Source organism: Amycolatopsis lexingtonensis (genome assembly GCF_014873755.1).
Classification (GTDB): Bacteria; Actinomycetota; Actinomycetes; order Mycobacteriales; family Pseudonocardiaceae; genus Amycolatopsis; species Amycolatopsis lexingtonensis.
Genome location: NZ_JADBEG010000001.1, coordinates 6,076,028 through 6,092,310, shown reverse-complemented (window position 1 = coordinate 6,092,310; position 16,283 = coordinate 6,076,028). Strand labels below are relative to the sequence as shown.

14 protein-coding genes and 2 tRNA genes are annotated in these 16,283 nt (G+C 71.0%); 10 read left to right on the top strand and 6 right to left on the bottom strand.

Annotated features, from left to right (window positions below):
- The first annotated feature begins 33 nt into the window (after nt 1-33).
- Together H4696_RS27430 and H4696_RS27425 are read left to right on the top strand one after the other, a co-directional pair.
- Nucleotides 34-906, top strand: coding sequence for a class I SAM-dependent methyltransferase (locus H4696_RS27430; RefSeq protein ID WP_169735038.1), 873 nt, complete (start codon nt 34-36; stop codon nt 904-906).
- Nucleotides 903-1,088 (top strand): hypothetical protein, encoded by a 186-nt coding sequence (locus H4696_RS27425; protein WP_086861915.1) that lies wholly within the window; start codon nt 903-905, stop codon nt 1,086-1,088. Before H4696_RS27430 ends, H4696_RS27425 begins: the two co-directional genes overlap by 4 nt.
- A gap of 37 nt (nt 1,089-1,125) precedes the next feature.
- Here the strand turns inward: H4696_RS27425 and H4696_RS27420 are convergent, their stop codons facing one another.
- From H4696_RS27420 to H4696_RS27410, 3 genes are all read right to left on the bottom strand, one after another.
- Entirely contained in the window at nt 1,126-2,013 is an 888-nt protein-coding gene (locus H4696_RS27420) for a hypothetical protein (RefSeq protein WP_086861916.1), read from the bottom strand.
- 162 nt (nt 2,014-2,175) lie between these two features.
- A complete protein-coding gene (locus tag H4696_RS27415; RefSeq protein ID WP_086865033.1) occupies nt 2,176-3,516 on the bottom strand; it encodes an ABC1 kinase family protein in 1,341 nt (446 codons plus the stop codon).
- Nucleotides 3,517-3,576: 60 nt separating this feature from the next.
- Nucleotides 3,577-4,623 carry a ThiF family adenylyltransferase gene (locus tag H4696_RS27410; protein ID WP_192782568.1) on the bottom strand — a complete coding sequence of 349 codons (1,047 nt, stop codon included), beginning with the start codon at nt 4,621-4,623 and terminating at the stop codon, nt 3,577-3,579.
- Nucleotides 4,624-4,853: 230 nt separating this feature from the next.
- Between H4696_RS27410 and H4696_RS27405 the strand changes: the two genes are divergently transcribed.
- The gene (locus tag H4696_RS27405; protein WP_338078703.1) at nt 4,854-5,363 is read left to right on the top strand and encodes a M48 metallopeptidase family protein; all 510 of its coding nucleotides are present in this window, start codon (nt 4,854-4,856) and stop codon (nt 5,361-5,363) included.
- Nucleotides 5,364-5,443: 80 nt separating this feature from the next.
- Here the strand turns inward: H4696_RS27405 and H4696_RS27400 are convergent, their stop codons facing one another.
- A complete protein-coding gene (locus H4696_RS27400; RefSeq protein ID WP_169734949.1) occupies nt 5,444-6,811 on the bottom strand; it encodes a zinc-dependent metalloprotease in 1,368 nt (455 codons plus the stop codon).
- Between the two features lie 182 nt (nt 6,812-6,993).
- Here H4696_RS27400 and H4696_RS27395 point away from each other — a divergent pair, with 182 nt between their 5' ends.
- Nucleotides 6,994-8,019: a YlbL family protein gene (locus H4696_RS27395; protein ID WP_192783075.1), complete on the top strand. Its 1,026-nt coding sequence runs from the start codon at nt 6,994-6,996 to the stop codon at nt 8,017-8,019.
- On the opposite strand, the gene H4696_RS27390 is transcribed toward H4696_RS27395, so the two are convergent.
- On the bottom strand, nt 8,016-8,555 hold the full coding sequence (locus H4696_RS27390; protein WP_086858970.1) for a PPA1309 family protein: 540 nt from the start codon (nt 8,553-8,555) through the stop codon (nt 8,016-8,018). The genes H4696_RS27395 and H4696_RS27390 overlap by 4 nt on opposite strands.
- Nucleotides 8,556-8,704: 149 nt before the next feature.
- On the opposite strand from H4696_RS27390, the gene H4696_RS27385 reads away from it, so the two are divergent.
- Together H4696_RS27385 and H4696_RS27380 are read left to right on the top strand one after the other, a co-directional pair.
- Nucleotides 8,705-11,707: a UPF0182 family protein gene (locus H4696_RS27385; protein ID WP_086858969.1), complete on the top strand. Its 3,003-nt coding sequence runs from the start codon at nt 8,705-8,707 to the stop codon at nt 11,705-11,707.
- Nucleotides 11,708-11,774: 67 nt separating this feature from the next.
- Nucleotides 11,775-11,848 (top strand) — tRNA-Met (locus H4696_RS27380).
- 128 nt (nt 11,849-11,976) lie between these two features.
- Here the strand turns inward: H4696_RS27380 and H4696_RS27375 are convergent.
- Nucleotides 11,977-13,398 (bottom strand): FAD-dependent monooxygenase, encoded by a 1,422-nt coding sequence (locus tag H4696_RS27375; RefSeq protein ID WP_086858968.1) that lies wholly within the window; start codon nt 13,396-13,398, stop codon nt 11,977-11,979.
- 95 nt (nt 13,399-13,493) lie between these two features.
- On the opposite strand from H4696_RS27375, the gene H4696_RS27370 reads away from it, so the two are divergent.
- From H4696_RS27370 to prfB, 4 genes are all read left to right on the top strand, one after another.
- Nucleotides 13,494-14,078 carry a TetR/AcrR family transcriptional regulator C-terminal domain-containing protein gene (locus H4696_RS27370; RefSeq protein ID WP_086858967.1) on the top strand — a complete coding sequence of 195 codons (585 nt, stop codon included), beginning with the start codon at nt 13,494-13,496 and terminating at the stop codon, nt 14,076-14,078.
- A gap of 77 nt (nt 14,079-14,155) precedes the next feature.
- A tRNA-Met gene (locus H4696_RS27365) sits at nt 14,156-14,232 on the top strand.
- Nucleotides 14,233-14,611: 379 nt separating this feature from the next.
- Complete coding sequence (locus tag H4696_RS27360; protein WP_086858966.1) at nt 14,612-15,112, top strand: PadR family transcriptional regulator; 501 nt, start codon at nt 14,612-14,614, stop codon at nt 15,110-15,112.
- A 63-nt stretch (nt 15,113-15,175) separates the two neighbouring features.
- On the top strand, nt 15,176-16,276 hold the full coding sequence (gene prfB, locus H4696_RS27355; protein WP_143265039.1) for a peptide chain release factor 2: 1,101 nt from the start codon (nt 15,176-15,178) through the stop codon (nt 16,274-16,276).
- The last annotated feature ends 7 nt before the right edge of the window (nt 16,277-16,283 follow it).

The window sequence follows — 16,283 nt, the reverse complement described above, 5'->3', positions numbered from 1 at the left end:
TCCGCGGCGCGAACGCTGGTGTTCAATGGGCTGATGCCCGGACACACCCACCACGACATCGACTGGGCCGATCGCCTGGCCCAGCTGCGCATGGCCGACGCGCTCGACGCGGAAGCGCTCACGCCCGTCGCCCGGCGGCTGCTCGCCATGGCGGCGCAACGGCCGACCGTCGTCGACGTCGGGTCCGGGGCCGGCGGGATGAGCGTGCTCTTCGCGCGCGAACTCGCCCGCGCGGGCGGGGGCACCGTCGTGCTCGTCGACACCACCCCGGAACTGCTCGCCGAGGCGCAGCGCGCTGTCAGCGAGGCGGCCGGCGACGCCGTCGAGGTCGTCGGCCGGTCGGCGGACCTCGCCGACCCGGAGCTGGCCGCGCAGGTGCCCGCCGCCGACCTCGTGTGGGCCGCCGGCGTCGTGCACCACGTCGGTGACCAGCAGGCAGCGCTGCGCACGCTCGCCGGCTTGCTCCGGCCGGGCGGGGTGCTCGCCATCGCCGAGGGCGGGCTCGACCTGCGGTGCCTGCCCTGGGAACTCGGCGTCGGCCGGCCCGGGCTGGAGCAACGGCTGCTCGCCGCGCGGGGCGAGTGGTTCGCCCGGATGCGGGCCGAGACCGACGGCAGCGTCCCCATGCCCTACGGCTGGCCCCGCGCGCTTCGCGAAGCCGGGCTCGAGGACGTCGAGTCGTTCGGCGCGCTCATCGACCACCCGGCGCCGGGTTCGGACCGGCTGCGCGAGTACGTGCTGCACCGCGTCGGGTGGCTCGCCGAGTCGGTCGGGGAGTGGCTCGCCGCCGACGATCGCGAGGCGATCACCGCGCTGACCGACCCGGGGAGCCCGGACTTCCTCGGCCACCGCGACGACCTTTTCCTGTTCGGCGCCAAGGCAATCCACTGTGGACGGTTGCGGTGAGCGCCCCGGAGCCGTCGGCGTGCACCCGCTGCGGTCGCCGGCGCTCGGACGACGACGATCCGGCTACGGCGCTCGCTTGGGTGTCCACGCGCGAGCGGGGCGCGCTGCGGTGGCTGTGCCCGGACTGCGCGCGGCAGCACGTGCGCGACATCGAGGGCAAGCTGCCCGACGAGTATTGGTGATCGATCCATCCTCCTGCTGAGTCGGTGGGGCCGGGGATCAGGCCGCGTCTCCCGAGGAGGCCATCGGGATGGCGCGGACCCTCGGGCGAGGTGTGCGAGACGCTTCGCTGTACGCACGGGCCAGCTCCTGCGCCACCTCTTGGGGAACCTTCCGCAGCTGGCGGACCGTGCAGCGGACCAGGACGATGCCCGTCGCCGCAAGGGCCAGGTGGCTGAAGCCGCCGGAGGGGCCGGGGCCGCAGCGGTATTGCCAGGCCAGGCCCAGCTCGTCCCACCAGGCGTCGGCCTCGCCGATGCGGCGGCCGCGGCGGTCGCAGATCGTGACGTCCCGGTTCGGCGGTGGGAGGCGGGCCGTCTCCAGGACGCGGGTGGCCAGGCCGTGGGCCTGGATCGGGCCCTCGTCCAGGTCGCGCAGCACCCGCCGGACCGCCGAGGTGCCGCGCTGGGGGCCGGCGTCGAGCTCCTGCACCAGCTCCTGGCGGTCGCACAGGCCCCAGTAGAGGGGCAGCGTCAGCAGGTGGCGGATCCGGGCCGGCTCGGGCTCCTCGCGCGCCAGGTCGAGCGCGGCCCTGGCCGGTGGGGCGAACGGCAGGCCGTCGACGTGGACCGGGGCCGGCAGCCGGGCCGTGCGGGCCGCGCGGACGCCTTCGCACGCCACCACCCGGCAGTGGTCGGGCACCAGCAGCCGGATCTCGCCTGCCGGTGGGCACTTGACGCCGTGGGCCTGCAACGCGTCCGCGCCGGTGATCACCACCTGCGGCCCGTACCGCACCAGCGCGGCGTGCAGCAGCTGCTGCCGCGTCGGAGCCGTGTTGCGCAGCAGGACGACACCGGGGTGCAGGCGGCGCCACGGCCCGCCGGGGCCGCAGAGCCGCCTGGTTCTTCGATCGGACACCCCGGCCCTTCGCAACTGTTCGAGGTTCATCACCTCGCAGGTGCCGGGGTTACTGAGGGACAGTGGGTCGGTGCACTGAGTAGCAGCCATGCATCGAGCATGACGGCTCCGCCAACCGGGTGGAACAGCCTTCCCCGCAGCTGTGGACAACTCGGCGGCAACCGCCCGTTCGCGGCCCCGCCTGTGGACAACTCAGCCGGCGAATCCGGGCTGCCAGCGCTCCACGATGCCGCGCGCCGGGATCTCCGCGTCGAGCTGGCAGAGGATGCCCGTCGAGCCCGCCGTCACCCGGTGGATCATCAGGTACTCGGGCGGCAGGTTGAGCGAACGGCCGACCCGGAAGTCGTTGCCGCGGCTGTCGCCCACCCGTCCGGCCTGCTTCTGCATCCAGCGGCGCGTGAAGTGGAACGTCGGCTCGGCCAGCGGCTCGGTGAACGGCGCCAGGTACGCGAGCACCTCGTCCGCGGTCAGGTCGCTGTCCGGCCGGATGAACCGGTTCTCCCGCAGCAGGCGCATCAGGTCCGTGGACTCGCCGTCCAGAGCCAGCCGCGTCATCTCGCCGAGGTGGCGGGGGATGCCGTCGGGCAGCCGGGCGACGCCGCCGAAGTCGATGACGCACAGCCTGTCGTCGGCCGTGATCATGAAGTTGCCGGGGTGCGGATCCGAATGCAGCAAGTGGACGCGCTCGGGCGACGAGTAGTGGAACTCCGCCAGCAGCCGGCCCGCCAGGTCGCGGGTCTCGCGGTCGCCGCCCGCGATCACCTTCGACAGCGGGGTGCCGTTCGCCCACTCCGTCACCACGACCTTCGGCGCGCTGGCCACCACCCGCGGCACCAGGATGCCGGGATCGCCGTCGAACGCCTTCGCGAAGGCGCGCTGGTGCTGGGCCTCGGCCTGGTAGTCGAGCTCCTCGTTCATCCGCTCGGCGAGCTCGGCCAGCAGGGGCTTGACCTCGGTGCCGGGCACGAACGCCTGGAACAGCCGGCTGAACCGCTGCAGCTGCCGCAGATCGCTGCGCAGCGCTTCGTCGGCGCCCGGGTACTGCACCTTGACCGCGACCTCGCGGCCGTCGTGCCAGACCGCGCGGTGGACCTGGCCGATGCTCGCGGCCGCGGCCGGCTCGTCGTCGAACGACGCGAACCGGCTGGTCCAGGTGCGGCCCAGCTGCTCGGCGAGCACCCGGTGGGTCTGCCGGACCGACATCGGCGGTGCCGCGGCCTGCAGCTTCGTCAGGGCCTCGCGGTACGGCTTCGCCATGTCGTCCGGCACCGCCGCCTCGAACACGCTCAGGGCCTGGCCGAACTTCATCGCCCCGCCCTTGAGCGTGCCGAGCACCTCGAACAGCTGCTCGGCGGCCTTGGCCGAAAGCGTCGCGCTCACCTGTTCCGCGCTCTGGCCCGCGAGCCTCTTGCCCCACCCGCCGACCGCCCGGCCGGCGATGCCGAGCGGGAGACTGGCGAGTTTGGCGGTGCGGGCGGCACCCTTGCGCGGCATCGCGGTGTCGCGGTCGCCCGGGTCGCGGAAGTCGGTCACCCCAGCGATTCTGCCTTGCGCACGCGGCGGCGCGCAGCCTGCTCGCGCGGTGTTAGTGGCCTACGTCTCTTGATGTAGGGGTCCCGCGCCGCACCCGCACCTCGGGTGCGGTGGCCAGCCGCGGTGGCGGATGCGGCCGTCGAAGGCGTCGATCTCGAGCGTCGCGTTCCACACCGGCGGCGCCGGGGCGGCGGGGGAGAGCAGCCGCATGGCCTGGGCGACGGCCAGCGACGCGCAGGCCTGGACCGCGCCGAGGTCGGGCCGCTGGTGCCGGCCTGCGAGCTGCCCCGCGACGCGCGGCCAGCACGGGTCGAGGTCCGTCCGGTGCAGGTCGGCGCAGCGCAGGCAGGAACTGCGGCCCGGCACGACCAGCGGCCCGACGATGCCTGTCCCGTCCCGGACGCGCGCCGGCAGGTGCGGGACGCCGTCCTCCACCAGCTCGGCGACGACCTCCGGCGGAGGTACGACGGCGTCGGCGAGCAGGGCGAAGTCCGGGTAGCGGTCGTGCAGGCGCGTGACGCGGACCTCGGGGTCGACCCGGCGGAGCAGGTCGGCGAGCGCGTGCCGCCGGCTCCGGCCCAGGTCCGCGCTGGTGAAGCCCGAGCCGAGGTCGTGCTCGGTGACCGTGCCGGACTGCTGGAGCTCGACGTGCCCGACGCCGGCGTTGGCCAGCAGCACGGCCACGGCGACCGCCACCCGGCCGTTGCCGTGCACCGTGACCGCCGCGGCGCGCCTCCGGTCCGCCAGCGCGAGCTGGTGGTGCCGGGCCCGCAGCGACCAGAGGCCGGTCTCGGCGCGCAGGCCCGGGCCTTCCGGGCGGCCGGCGTCGGTGACCAGGCCGAGGGCGGTCAGCTGCCGCAGCAGTGTCCGCAGCTGGTCGCGGTGTTCGCTCTCGGCGAGCAGGAGCCGCTCGACGGGCTTGCTCCCGTCGAGCGCGCGTATTCGGGCGGTGAGTTCGGGGGCCAGGTTTTCGACGATCACGCCGTGGCGCGGGTCGAGCCCGATCTGGATCTCGCGCGGGCCTCGTTCGAGGACTGTCAGGCCCGGGAGCAGGGCGGGATGGGTGGGCAGGAGGACCGGCGGCATGTCCGCGGTGGAGAGGAGCATGTCCGCAGGATGGCACCCCGGACCGACCGGAAGGCTCGTGAAGACGCCGGATCGGCCGAGTTGTCCACAAGTGGAGCGGGCTGTGGACAACTCGGGTCTGTGACCTCAAGGCGCTCGGAGTTGTCGGTGCCTGGCCTTACCGTTGTCGAGTGGTCGAAGCACGCATGCCCTCGCTGAGAGGCCGGGGGGACACGAACCCCTTGTCGGACACACCTGGACACAAGGTCGAAGTGCGGCGCAGCCAGCGCCGGCACCGGACGGTCACCGCGTATTGGAAAGACGACACGCTCGTCGTGCTCATCCCCGCGCGGATGACCAGGGCGGAGGAGAAACATTGGGTCGCCGAGATGGAGCGCAAACTGCAGCGCTCGGAACCACGCCGGCCGGCGTCCCCGAAGACGTCGGACGAAGTCCTGCTCGCGCGCTGCGCGCTGCTGTCGGGCAAGTACCTGGGCGGTGACGCGGTGCCGGCGAGCGTCCGCTGGGTGCCGCCGATGCGCACGAGGTGGGCGTCCTGCACGCCGGTCGACGCGACCATCCGGGTCAGTGACCGGCTGCAGAAGGTCCCGCCGTGGGTGCTCGACTACGTGCTGGTGCACGAGCTGGCGCACCTGCGGGAGCCGGGGCACGACGCCGCGTTCTGGGCGCTGGTGCAGCGGTATCCGAAGACCGAGCGGGCGATCGGGTACCTCGAGGGGCTGTCGGCTGCCGCCGGGTGGGGGATTTCCCTCGAGGATTGACAGCTGAGACGGCAGAGGGCCGGTGACCCGCAGGTCACCGGCCCTCTGGACCACAGCTCAGGCCGATCGGCCCGTTCGGCTCAGGACTGGTCGCCCTTGTCGGAGTCGGTGTCGGGCTCCGACGGGTTCTCCTTCTCCCGCTCGGCCCGCTCCGTGCGCTCCAGCTCCGCGATCGGGTCCAGGTCGTCGAGCGAGCCGCTCTCGCCGACGCGGTCCGCGAAGTCGATCGGCTCGTCCAGGTCCTCCGCCGTCGGCATCAGGTCCGGGTGGGACCAGAGGCCGTCGCGCTTCTCCGCGCCGTGGCGGTCGCCCACCAGGCTCCACAGGTTGGACGCGTCCCGCATGCGGCGGGGGCGCAGCTCCAGGCCGACCAGGGTGGCGAACGTCTGCTCGGCCGGGCCGCCGGTCGCGCGGCGGCGGCGGAGGGTCTCGCGCAGGGCGTCCGCGCCCGGGAGGCGGTCGCCGACCGCTTCGGCCACCACCACGTCGACCCAGCCTTCGACCAGGGCCAGGAGGGTCTCCAGGCGCCTCAGCGCGGCCTTCTGCTCGTCCGTCGTCTGGGGCTCCAGGAGACCCGAGGACATCGCCTCTTCGATGCTCGCCGGGTTCGACGGGTCGATGCGGCCGGCCAGGGACTCCAGGGCCGAGGTGTCGACCGTGATGCCGTGGGCGAACTCCTCGACCGTCGCGAGCAGGCGCTGGCGCAGCCACGGCACGTGCGTGAACAGGCGCTGGTGCGCGGCTTCGCGCGCGGCCAGGAACACCAGGATCTCGCTGTTCGGCAGCTCGAGGCCCTCGGCGAACTTCTCGATGTTCGCGGGCAGCAGCGCCGACGTTCCGGCGGGCGCCAGGGGGAGGCCGATCTCGGACGACGTCAGCATCTCCGAGGCCAGCTGGGCGAGCGCGTTGCCGAGCTGGGAGCCGAAGGCCATGCCGCCCATCTGGCCCATCATCTGCAGCAACGGGCCGGCGGCCTGCTTGGCCTCCTCCGGCAGCGCCTGCATCCACGCGCCCGAGATCTGCTGGGCGACCGGGTCGCAGAGCCGCTGCCACGTCGGCAGGGTCTTCTCCACCCAGGTGCGCGGCGACCAGGCGACCGTCGACGTCGCGCCGGCCGGGAACACCGTCGCCGCGTCGAGCCACAGCTCGGCCAGGTGGGCCGCGTCGCGGACCGCGGCGTTGGCGTCGTCGCCGCCCCGGAAGCCGAGGCGGCTTTCGCCGGTGTTGCCCGCGCTGCCCAGGGTCTGGAGGGCGATTTGCTTGGCGAGGTCGTAGTTCACCGGCCCGCTGGAAGTGCCGGCCTGGCTGAGCATCTGGCCCAGCTGGCTCAGCATCTGCCCGAGCTGGTTGAAGGCCTCGGCGCCGGACTGCTGCCCGCCTTCCGAGGGGTCGTTCTCACCTCGTTTGTCGGGATCGGACGGTCCGAAGCCGAACGGGGGTTTGCTCATGTGTCCACCGTACGCGGGTCGACGGCCGTCGAGGGCGTCAACCGGACCCATGTGCGTGGCCTTCACCGAGAAGCGAACACGGTCACCGTACGCTGTCGGTCGTGACCAAGTCCTCCGAGGAGACCGCCCCCGCGAAGAGCGCGCCGGAACCGGCGGCGGAACCGGCCGGCGAGGCCCGGCGGATGACCCGCCGCGGCTGGACACTCGTGGTCAGCGGCTCGCTGTTCCTGATCTTCGTGGTGCTCGGCTCGGTCGTGCCCGTGCCGTTCGTCGCGATCAGCCCCGGCCCGACCTACGACACGCTGGGTCGCGACGCCGCGGGCAACCCGGTCATCCAGGTCACCGGTCACGACACCTTCCAGACCACCGGCGAGCTGCGGATGACGACCGTCTCGCTGCACGACGGCGTCACCCTCTTCCAAGGCCTCGGCTTCTGGGCCAGCGGCCGGTACGCGCTCGCGCCGCGCGAGGAGTACTTCAAGCCCGGCGAGACGAACGAGCAGGTCAAGCAGGAGAACATCCAGCAGCTGCAGGACTCCCAGACGAACGCGCAGGTCGCCGCGCTGCGCAAGCTCGGCTACCCGATCAAGGTGCTGGCGAAGCAGATCGTCTCCGGCAGCCCCGCCGACCACGTGCTCTCGCCCGGCGACAAGCTGATCACCGTCAACGGCAAGAAGATCGCCGAGGCCGCCGACGTGCGGGCCGCGCTGGCCGGCACGCTGCCCGGCCAGACCGTCCAGATCACCTTCCAGTCCGACGGCCAGCCCGAGCGGACCGTGCCGCTCACGCTCGCCTCGCGCCCGGACCGCAAGGAAGGCTTCATCGGCCTCACCGCGGCCGACCGCGCCGACGCGCCCTTCACCGTCAACATCTCGCTGCAGGACGTCGGCGGCCCGTCGGCCGGCCTGATGTTCACGCTCGCGATCATCGACCGGCTGCAGCCCGGTGACCTGGCCGGCGGGCGGCACATCGCGGGCACCGGCGAAATCACCGAGACCGGTGAGGTCGACCCGATCGGGGGGATCTCGTTCAAGGTCGTCGGCGCGCGCGAGGCCGGCGCGACCGACTTCCTGGTGCCCGAGCACAACTGCGCCGAGGCCAAGACCAACGCGCCGGCCGGGCTCAACCTCATCAAGGTGTCCACACTGGACGACGCGCTGACCCAGCTGGGCAACCTGAAGGCGGGCCGCCCGACGGCCGCCTGCTAGGGGAGCAGCGTCGCCTTGAGCGCTTCGACGAGGTTCGGTGCCAGGTCCGGGCTCTCGACGATCTCGTCGACCGGCTCCTCCGAGCCTGCTCCGCGCAGCCGCATCACGCAGGCGCCTTCGCCGTCGCGCACGACCGCGGCCACCAGGCGGGCCTCCGTCCGCTGCGGGTGGTCGGCCGCCGCGCGGCGCAGGCTGTCGGCGTCCGCCTCGGCGACGTCCGGCAGTTCCGACTCCGAGCCCGGCGGCAGCACGATGATCTCCTGCGCCAAGGCACAGCCGATGACCAGATCGGGCCACGCGATCCGGCCCAGCGCCTCGGCCAGGTCGCCCTCCGGCAGCGCTTCCTGCGCCACCGGCGTCAGCGGGTTCGCCCGGTCCAGCTGCCCGGCCAGCTCCGGCTGCTCGTCCAGCAGCGCCGCCGTCGGTACCAGCGCGAACAGCTGCGGCGGCTGGTCCCAGCCACCCGCGGCCACGAACTCCTCGATTTCACGGGCGAGCGCGGCCACGCCGGCCTGTCGCGCTTCGTCTGCTGCCATGCGCACATCGTGTCAGGCCGGCCGGCGGGTGATTGCCGCGAGTCCGGTTTGGGCGGGTCCCGGGAACTTCACCGGGCATCCGTAGAGTTAGGGAATCAGGGGGCGCACGCGCCCCTGCTCAAGTGTTGACGAAGACAGGAGCGTGTGCCGTGGCGACTCGGCCCCCGGTGAGCCTGCCGAAGCTGTCCCGGCGGAGCCGGATCCTCCTCATCATCGCCGCGGTGATCGTGCTGGCGCTGTTGCTCGGGGCCCGCCTCCTCGACACGTACGTCGATTGGCTGTGGTTCGGCGAAGTCGGTGCGCGACCGGTGTTCACCACCCAGGTGGTGACCCGGGTCATCCTGTTCTTCGCGGTCGGGTTGCTCGTCGGCGGGGCGCTGGCGATCAGCCTGATGATCGCCTACCGGACCCGCCCGGTGTTCGTCCCGATCTCCGGCGCCGACGACCCGCTGGCGCGCTACCGCTCGGCGATCGTCGCTCGCATCCGCCTCTTCGGCGTCGGCATCCCGGTGCTGACCGGGCTGATCGCCGGCCTGTCCGCCCAGGGCGACTGGCAGGTCGTGCAGCTGTTCCTCAACGGCACCACGTTCGGCCAGACCGACCCCGAGTTCGGCAACGACGTCGGCTTCTACGCCTTCGACCTGCCGTTCTACAACTGGCTGCTCGGCTGGCTGTTCATCACCGTCGTCATCTCCTTCTTCGGCGCGCTGATCTCGCACTACGTCTTCGGCGGCATCCGGCTCGCCGGCAAGGGCGGCCAGCTCGCCGGCCCGACCCGGGCGCAGCTCGCCATCACCGTCGGCGTCTTCGTGCTGCTGAAGGCGGCCGAGTACTTCTTCGACCGGTACAACCTGCTGCTGTCCGACCGCGGCGCCCCGCTGTTCATCGGTGCCACCTACACCGACCTGAACGCGGTCCTGCCCGCGAAGCTGATCCTGCTGTGCATTTCGGTGATCTGCGCGGTCGCGTTCTTCGCCGGCGCGTTCCTGCGCAACCTGCAGCTGCCGGCCATCGCGCTGGTGCTGCTCATCCTGTCCAGCATCCTCGTCGGCGTCGCGTGGCCCGCGATCCTCGACCAGTTCTCGGTCAAGCCGAACGCGAACGAGAAGGAAGCGACGTCCATCCAGCGCAACATGGACGCCACCCGCCGCGCGTACGGCCTCACCGACGTCCAGTACCAGCAGTACACCGGCGCCACTTCCGCCACGCCGGACCAGCTGAAGGCCGACGCCGGGACGATGTCGAACATCCGGCTGCTCGACCCGAACGTCCTCTCCGACACTTTCACCCAGCGCGTCGGCCGGGAGAACTTCTACGGCTTCCCGGCGAAGCTCGACATCGACCGCTACACCGTCGGCGGCGTGACGCAGGACTACATCGTCGCGGCGAAGGAGATCAAGACCGAGGGCCTGACCGGCAACCAGACCAGCTGGATCAACAAGCACCTCGTCTACACGCACGGCAACGGCTTCGTCGCCGCACCGGCCAACACGATCGACCGCGCGGTCAAGGACGCCAACTCCGACGGCGGCTACCCGGTCGCCACGACGAGCGACACCCAGAACCCGACCGGCGCCGGCTCGCCCGGCCCGAACCAGCCGGGCATCGAGGTCAAGCAGCCCCGCATCTACTACGGCGAGCTGTCGGCCGCGGACTCCGACTACGCGATCGTCGGCGGGACGTCCGGCAACGCGCCCGGCGAGTACGACACCACGACCGACCGCTACACCTACAACGGCAGCGGCGGCGTCTCGATCGACAACTGGTTCAACCGCCTCGCCTTCGCGGCCGAGTACGGCGAACGCAACATCCTGTTCTCCGACGCCATCGGCGACAACTCGAAGATCATGTACAACCGCGACCCACGTGATCGCGTCAGCAAGGTCGCGCCGTGGCTGACCCTCGACGGCGACCCGTACCCGGCCGTCGTCGACGGCAAGATCCAGTGGATCATCGACGGCTACACCACGCTCAACAACTTCCCGTACGCCCAGCAGACCCAGCTCGGCGCGGCCACCAACGACTCCCTCAACGGCGTCGCCCGGCAGGCCAACAGCTCCATCAACTACATCCGCAACTCGGTCAAGGCCACCGTCGACGCCTTCAACGGCACCGTGACGCTGTACTCGATCGACGACAAGGAACCGGTCCTCAACGCCTGGGAGAAGGTCTTCCCCGGGCTCGTGAAGCCCAGCTCCGAGATTTCGCCGGACCTGCGCGCGCACTTCCGCTACCCCGAGGACCTCTTCAAGATCCAGCGCGAGCTGCTGTCCCGCTACCACGTCAGCAACCCGCAGGAGTTCTACTCGCAGCAGGCCTTCTGGAGCGTCCCGCAGGACCCGACGGCCGAGGGGGCGAGCAACCCGACGGCGGCCGGTGCGGCGAACCAGCCGGGCTACTACGTCCTCGCGGACACCCCGGGGCAGAGCAAGCCGACGTTCCAGCTGACGAGTTCACTGACCGGTCTGCAACGGCAGTACCTCGCGTCCTGGATGTCGGTGTCTTCCGATGCGAACGACTACGGGAAGATCCGCGTCCTGCAATTGCCGAGCGCGGCCACCGGGGCGACCCAGGTCGACGGTCCGGTCCAGGTGCAGAACCGGTTCCAGAGCGATCCACGGGTCGCCCAGGACCGGACGCTGTTCAACAACCCGAACGTCACCCCGATCTACGGCAACCTGATCACGCTGCCGGTCGCGCAGGGCTTCCTCTACGTCGAGCCCGTGTACATCAGGCAGCGCAACCAGACCAGCTACCCGCAGCTGGCCCGCGTCCTCGTTTCGTACGGGCCGAAGGTCGGTTACGGCGCGACGCTGCAGGAAGCCCTCGACCAGGTCTTCGGGGCCGGCACCGGCCAAGCCACCACCACACCACCGCAGGCCGGGCAGCCCACGACGACGCCGCCCACCACGCCGCCGACGACCCCGACGACCCCGCCCAACTCCGGCGGCGGGAATGCGGCCTTGGACAAGGCGGTCACCGACATCCAGGCGGCGATCGCGAAGCTGAAGGCGGCCCAGCAGTCGGGCAACTTCGCGGACCAGGGTGCGGCACTCGCGGCGCTCGACGCGGCGGCCCGGGCGTACGAAGCGGCCAAGTCGGCGACGCCGTCCAGCAGTGCTCCGCCCCCCAGCAGCCAGCCGGGAGGGTGACCTCAGTTACCTAACGGGCACCTGCTTTGCACCGCCTGGAAACGGTGGCGTAAGGTGGGTGTCACGACGCGGGGTGGAGCAGCTCGGTAGCTCGCTGGGCTCATAACCCAGAGGTCGCAGGTTCAAATCCTGTCCCCGCTACAGCGGTCAGAGGCCTGTGTTCGCGGAAAGCGCGAACACAGGCCTCTTTCGCATTGTCCCCGGGGGTCGAACCCCCGGACCCCCGCCAGGGGGGCTTCGCCGCCCTGGACCCCCGGTGGGTGGTTGCGTCAGTCGGTGAGCCAGCCGTCGACGGAATCCGTTGCCGTGGCGACGTAACCGTCCGGGCGGACCAGCACCGTGGTCAGGTCCGGCCACGGCAGGGCGGGCACGCGGGCCACGATGACGTCCGGGTGTGGCGATTTCCTTGCCTCAGTGGTCAGCAAGACGAACTTTCCTTTGTGGAACAAGTCGCTCACGTGGCCGTCGCCGAGGGGGAAGTCCGGGAGGCGGGTGCCCGCCGGGTGCGGTTCTTCGGAGGCGTACCGGATGTCCAAGCCGGACACCATTCCGGACAGCCGGTGCCGGACCTCCGGGATCGCCGTCAGATCCTGGAACAGGAGCCGCATCGCCCGCTGTTCCGGGGTCGCCGGGATCAACGCCGTTTGCGCCGCGACGTTCTGGAGGACCGCTTCCGCCACCGGACGACGTTCGGCTTCGTAGCTGTCCAGCAAGCCCGCCGGGGCGCGGCCGGTCAGCTCCGCCGCCAGTTTCCAGCCCAGGTTCATCGCGTCCTGCACGCCGAGGTTCAGGCCCTGGCCGCCGGCCGGGAAGTGGGTGTGGGCCGCGTCGCCGGCCAGGAAGACGCGGTCCACGCGGTACCGGCCGGCCAGCCGGGCGTCGTCGGAAAACCGGGACGCCCAGCGGATTTCGGAGATTTCCGCGTCGCCACCGAAACTTTCGCGGACTTTCGCGCGCACCTCGTCGTCGGTCACCTTCGCCCGCAGGTCCGCCGGGCGGTTCAGGCGGTCGCCGTAGCTCAGGCGATACAGGTTCGGCTCGTCCAGCGGGATCAGGCCGACGAACGACCCCGGCGACGCCGCCGACCGCACCAGGTTCCGCATCGAACGCCATTCCCGCGGCGCGCCCGCCGGAGCCGAGCGGAACAGCACGTCCGCCGAGACGCCGTGCCCGCGTCCTTCGAATCCTTCGAACGGCAGGTTCAGCGCCTTCCGCACCGCGCTGCGGCCGCCGTCGCAGCCGACCAGGTACGCCGCGCGCACCCGGACGTCGCCCGCCGTGACCGTCACGCCGGCGGCGTCCTGGGCGAAGCCGGTCAGCTCGTGCCCGCGGAGCACCTTCACCCCCTGCTCGGCCAGGCGCTCCTCCAGCGCCGCTTCGACCTGGGCCTGCGGGATGCCCACCTGGTACGGGTGCCGCGTGTCCCAGCCGGCGTAGCTCACCGGGATCATCGCGAAGTGGCCCTCCGGCACGGTGGTGAAGGACCGCTGCTCCGCCCGGCCCAGCAGGCCCCGCAGGTCCAGCACCTCCGCCGTGCGCGGCTGCAGGTTCAGCGCCTTCGACAGCCCGGTGCGCGCGGCCAGCCGTTCCAGCACGACGACCGGCACGCCGGCCAGCGCCAGCTCGTTCGCAAGCATCAGCCCCGTCGGGCCCGCCCCGGCGACGACCACGTCCGCGGTCAGCTCGTTCATCCCCAGCTCCTTAACAACGTTAAATTGACCCCACCCGAGAGTGCCCTTAACATCGTTAAATTGTCAAGGCGGGTACCACGAGGAGAAGCGAAAACATGGCCCTGACCAGGCAGGACATCGCGCGATCGGGATTGAAGCTGCTCAACGAGGCGGGCCTCAACGGCCTCACCCTGCGGCTGATCGCCGCCGACCTCGGGGTCAAGGCGCCGGCGCTCTACTGGCACATGAAGAACAAGCAGGAGCTGCTCGACGAGATGGCGACGCAGATGTACCGCGACTCGGCCGAGGACCGCCTGCCGCCGGAGTCGCTGGGGGAGTGGGACGCCGTCGCGTACGGCGCGCGGGCCCTGCGGCGGATGATGCTGTCCTACCGCGACGGCGGGAAGGTCTTCGCCGGCACCTACCTCGGGGACACCGGCCTGATCCCGCCGAGCCCGCTGCGCCGCAGCATCGAGGCCGGGCTGGACGAGCGCCGGGCCGCTCAGGCGCTGTTCACCGTGTACAGCTACGTCGTCGGGTTCACCATCGAAGAGCAGGCCGTCTACCCGAAGCCCGGCGAACTGGACGAGCGCTACCGCAGCGCGGAGGCCGGGGACCTGCTCGCCGACGTCGATTCGCGGTTCGAGGACGGGCTGGCCATGGTCCTGAGTGGAGCACGGCAGTGGCTCGGAGTGGAGTAACACCTGGTCAGCCGGTTGGTGGACCCCGGTGTAAAGCCGTTCGCGACCCCGTGTAATCTATTCAAGTACCACAACGGCGCGGGGTGGAGCAGCTCGGTAGCTCGCTGGGCTCATAACCCAGAGGTCGCAGGTTCAAATCCTGTCCCCGCTACCACGAAGAGGCGCGTTCTCGGAAATCCGGGAACGCGCCTCTTTTGTCATATCGGAACAACTTCCACGGCCGACTTTCCCGTGAAGCGCTCGAAAAACCGCGGATTCCGCGATGGCAACCCCGCAGCGGCGTGGTTGCGGTGCGTATCCGGCGTCGGCCAAGCCGGGGAAAGCCGCTCGCCGGACTCACCTGCCTGGACGTTTCCGGGCCGTTCGCGTGCGGCTGGTTGGACCAAAGAACCGCGGTGATGGTTGCGCTGCGTGTCCGCGGTCCACAGTGGACCTGGTCGCATTGGGCCGAACGAGGGGATCTGACTAGCCACAATGGACAGATCTGCTGACCACTGTGGACACAGCGGCCGATAAGTGGGAATGTAGGGGACGTGTCCGAATTGAATGCAACAGCCGCCGCCCTGCTCGGTCTGCTCCACGACGGTCCCGCCACCGGCGGGCAGCTCGTCGCGGGAGCGGGTGAGCGATTCGGCGCCTTCTTCAGCGTCACCCGCAGCCAGGTGTACCGGGAGCTCCCGGCGCTGTCCAAGGAAGGTCTCGTCCGGCTCGGCAAGCAGGGCCCGCGCTCCAGCCAGCAGTACCTGATCACCGCCGCCGGCAAGAAGGCCTTCAAGGCCTGGCTGACGTCCGAGGCCGGTCCCGACCACCTGCGCAGCCCGCTGATCCTGCGGCTCGTGCACGCGGGGTCGCTGACCGCGAAGCAGCGCCAGTCGCTGCTGGACGCCGCCCGGACCAGCTACGGCCAGCAGCTCGACGACGCGAAGGCGGCCACCAAGGCGGCCGAGGGGCCGTACGAAAAGGCGGTCGCCGAGTTCGCCCAGGCCCAGGCCAAGGCCGCGCTCAAGCTGCTCGACGCCATCCCCGCGGCCTGAGGTTCGCGCGCCCACGACCGGTCCTCGCAACCGGTCGTGGGTTTTGCCGTAACCTTGACAAACGTGAGTGATGAGTTCGACGCGGCACTGAAGGACCTGACCGGCAAGCTGACGCAGATCGAGTCGGTGATGGACCTGGATGCGCTGCGTGCCCAGGTGGCCGACCTGGAGCAGCAGGCCTCGAGCCCCACCCTCTGGGACGACCCGGAGGCGGCTCAGAAGGTCACGAGTCAGCTGTCCCACCGGCAGGGCGAGCTGAGGCGCGTCTCCGACCTGCGCCAGCGGCTCGACGACCTGGGTGTGCTGTACGAGCTCGCCGAGGCCGAGGGTGACGCCGGCAGCATGGGCGAGGCCGAGACCGAGCTCGCCGACCTCGGCAAGTCCATCGACGGCCTCGAGGTCCGCACGCTGCTTTCGGGCGAGTACGACGACCGCAACGCCGTCGTCACCATCCGCTCCGAGGCCGGTGGCGTCGACGCGGCCGACTTCGCCGAGATGCTGCTCCGCATGTACCTGCGCTGGGCGGAGCGCCACGGCTACCCGACCGACGTCTACGACATCTCCTACGCCGAAGAGGCGGGCATCAAGTCGGCGACGTTCAAGGTCAGCGCCCCCTACGTCTACGGCACCCTCTCGGTCGAGCAGGGCACCCACCGGCTCGTCCGGATCTCGCCGTTCGACAACCAGAGCCGCCGCCAGACGTCGTTCGCGCACGTCGAGGTGCTGCCCGAGGTCGAAGAGGTCGACCACGTCGACATCCCGGAGAAGGACATCCGGGTCGACGTCTACCGCTCGTCGGGCCCCGGTGGGCAGAGCGTGAACACGACCGACTCCGCGGTGCGCATCACGCACATCCCGACGAACATCGTCGTCTCCTGCCAGAACGAGAAGTCGCAGCTGCAGAACAAGGCGGCCGCGATGAAGGTCCTCCAGTCGCGGCTGCTGCAGCGCAAGAAGGAGGAAGAGCGCAAGGAGATGGACGCGCTCAAGGACGGCGGCTCCAGCTGGGGCAACCAGATGCGCTCCTACGTGCTGCACCCGTACCAGATGGTCAAGGACCTGCGGACCGAGTTCGAGGTCGGCAACCCGACCGCGGTGCTCGACGGTGACATCGACGGCTTCCTCGACGCCGGCATCCGCTGGCGCAAGCAGACCGCCGCCTGATCGGTGC

Coding starts and splice junctions, on each gene's coding strand:
- H4696_RS27430 (WP_169735038.1), top strand. CDS start 34: ATGCCCGGACACACCCACCACGACATCGACTGGGCCGATCGCCTGGCC.
- H4696_RS27420 (WP_086861916.1), bottom strand. CDS start 2,013: ATGAACCTCGAACAGTTGCGAAGGGCCGGGGTGTCCGATCGAAGAACC.
- H4696_RS27410 (WP_192782568.1), bottom strand. CDS start 4,623: ATGCTCCTCTCCACCGCGGACATGCCGCCGGTCCTCCTGCCCACCCAT.
- H4696_RS27400 (WP_169734949.1), bottom strand. CDS start 6,811: ATGAGCAAACCCCCGTTCGGCTTCGGACCGTCCGATCCCGACAAACGA.
- H4696_RS27395 (WP_192783075.1), top strand. CDS start 6,994: ATGACCCGCCGCGGCTGGACACTCGTGGTCAGCGGCTCGCTGTTCCTG.
- H4696_RS27390 (WP_086858970.1), bottom strand. CDS start 8,555: ATGGCAGCAGACGAAGCGCGACAGGCCGGCGTGGCCGCGCTCGCCCGT.
- H4696_RS27375 (WP_086858968.1), bottom strand. CDS start 13,398: ATGAACGAGCTGACCGCGGACGTGGTCGTCGCCGGGGCGGGCCCGACG.
- H4696_RS27370 (WP_086858967.1), top strand. CDS start 13,494: ATGGCCCTGACCAGGCAGGACATCGCGCGATCGGGATTGAAGCTGCTC.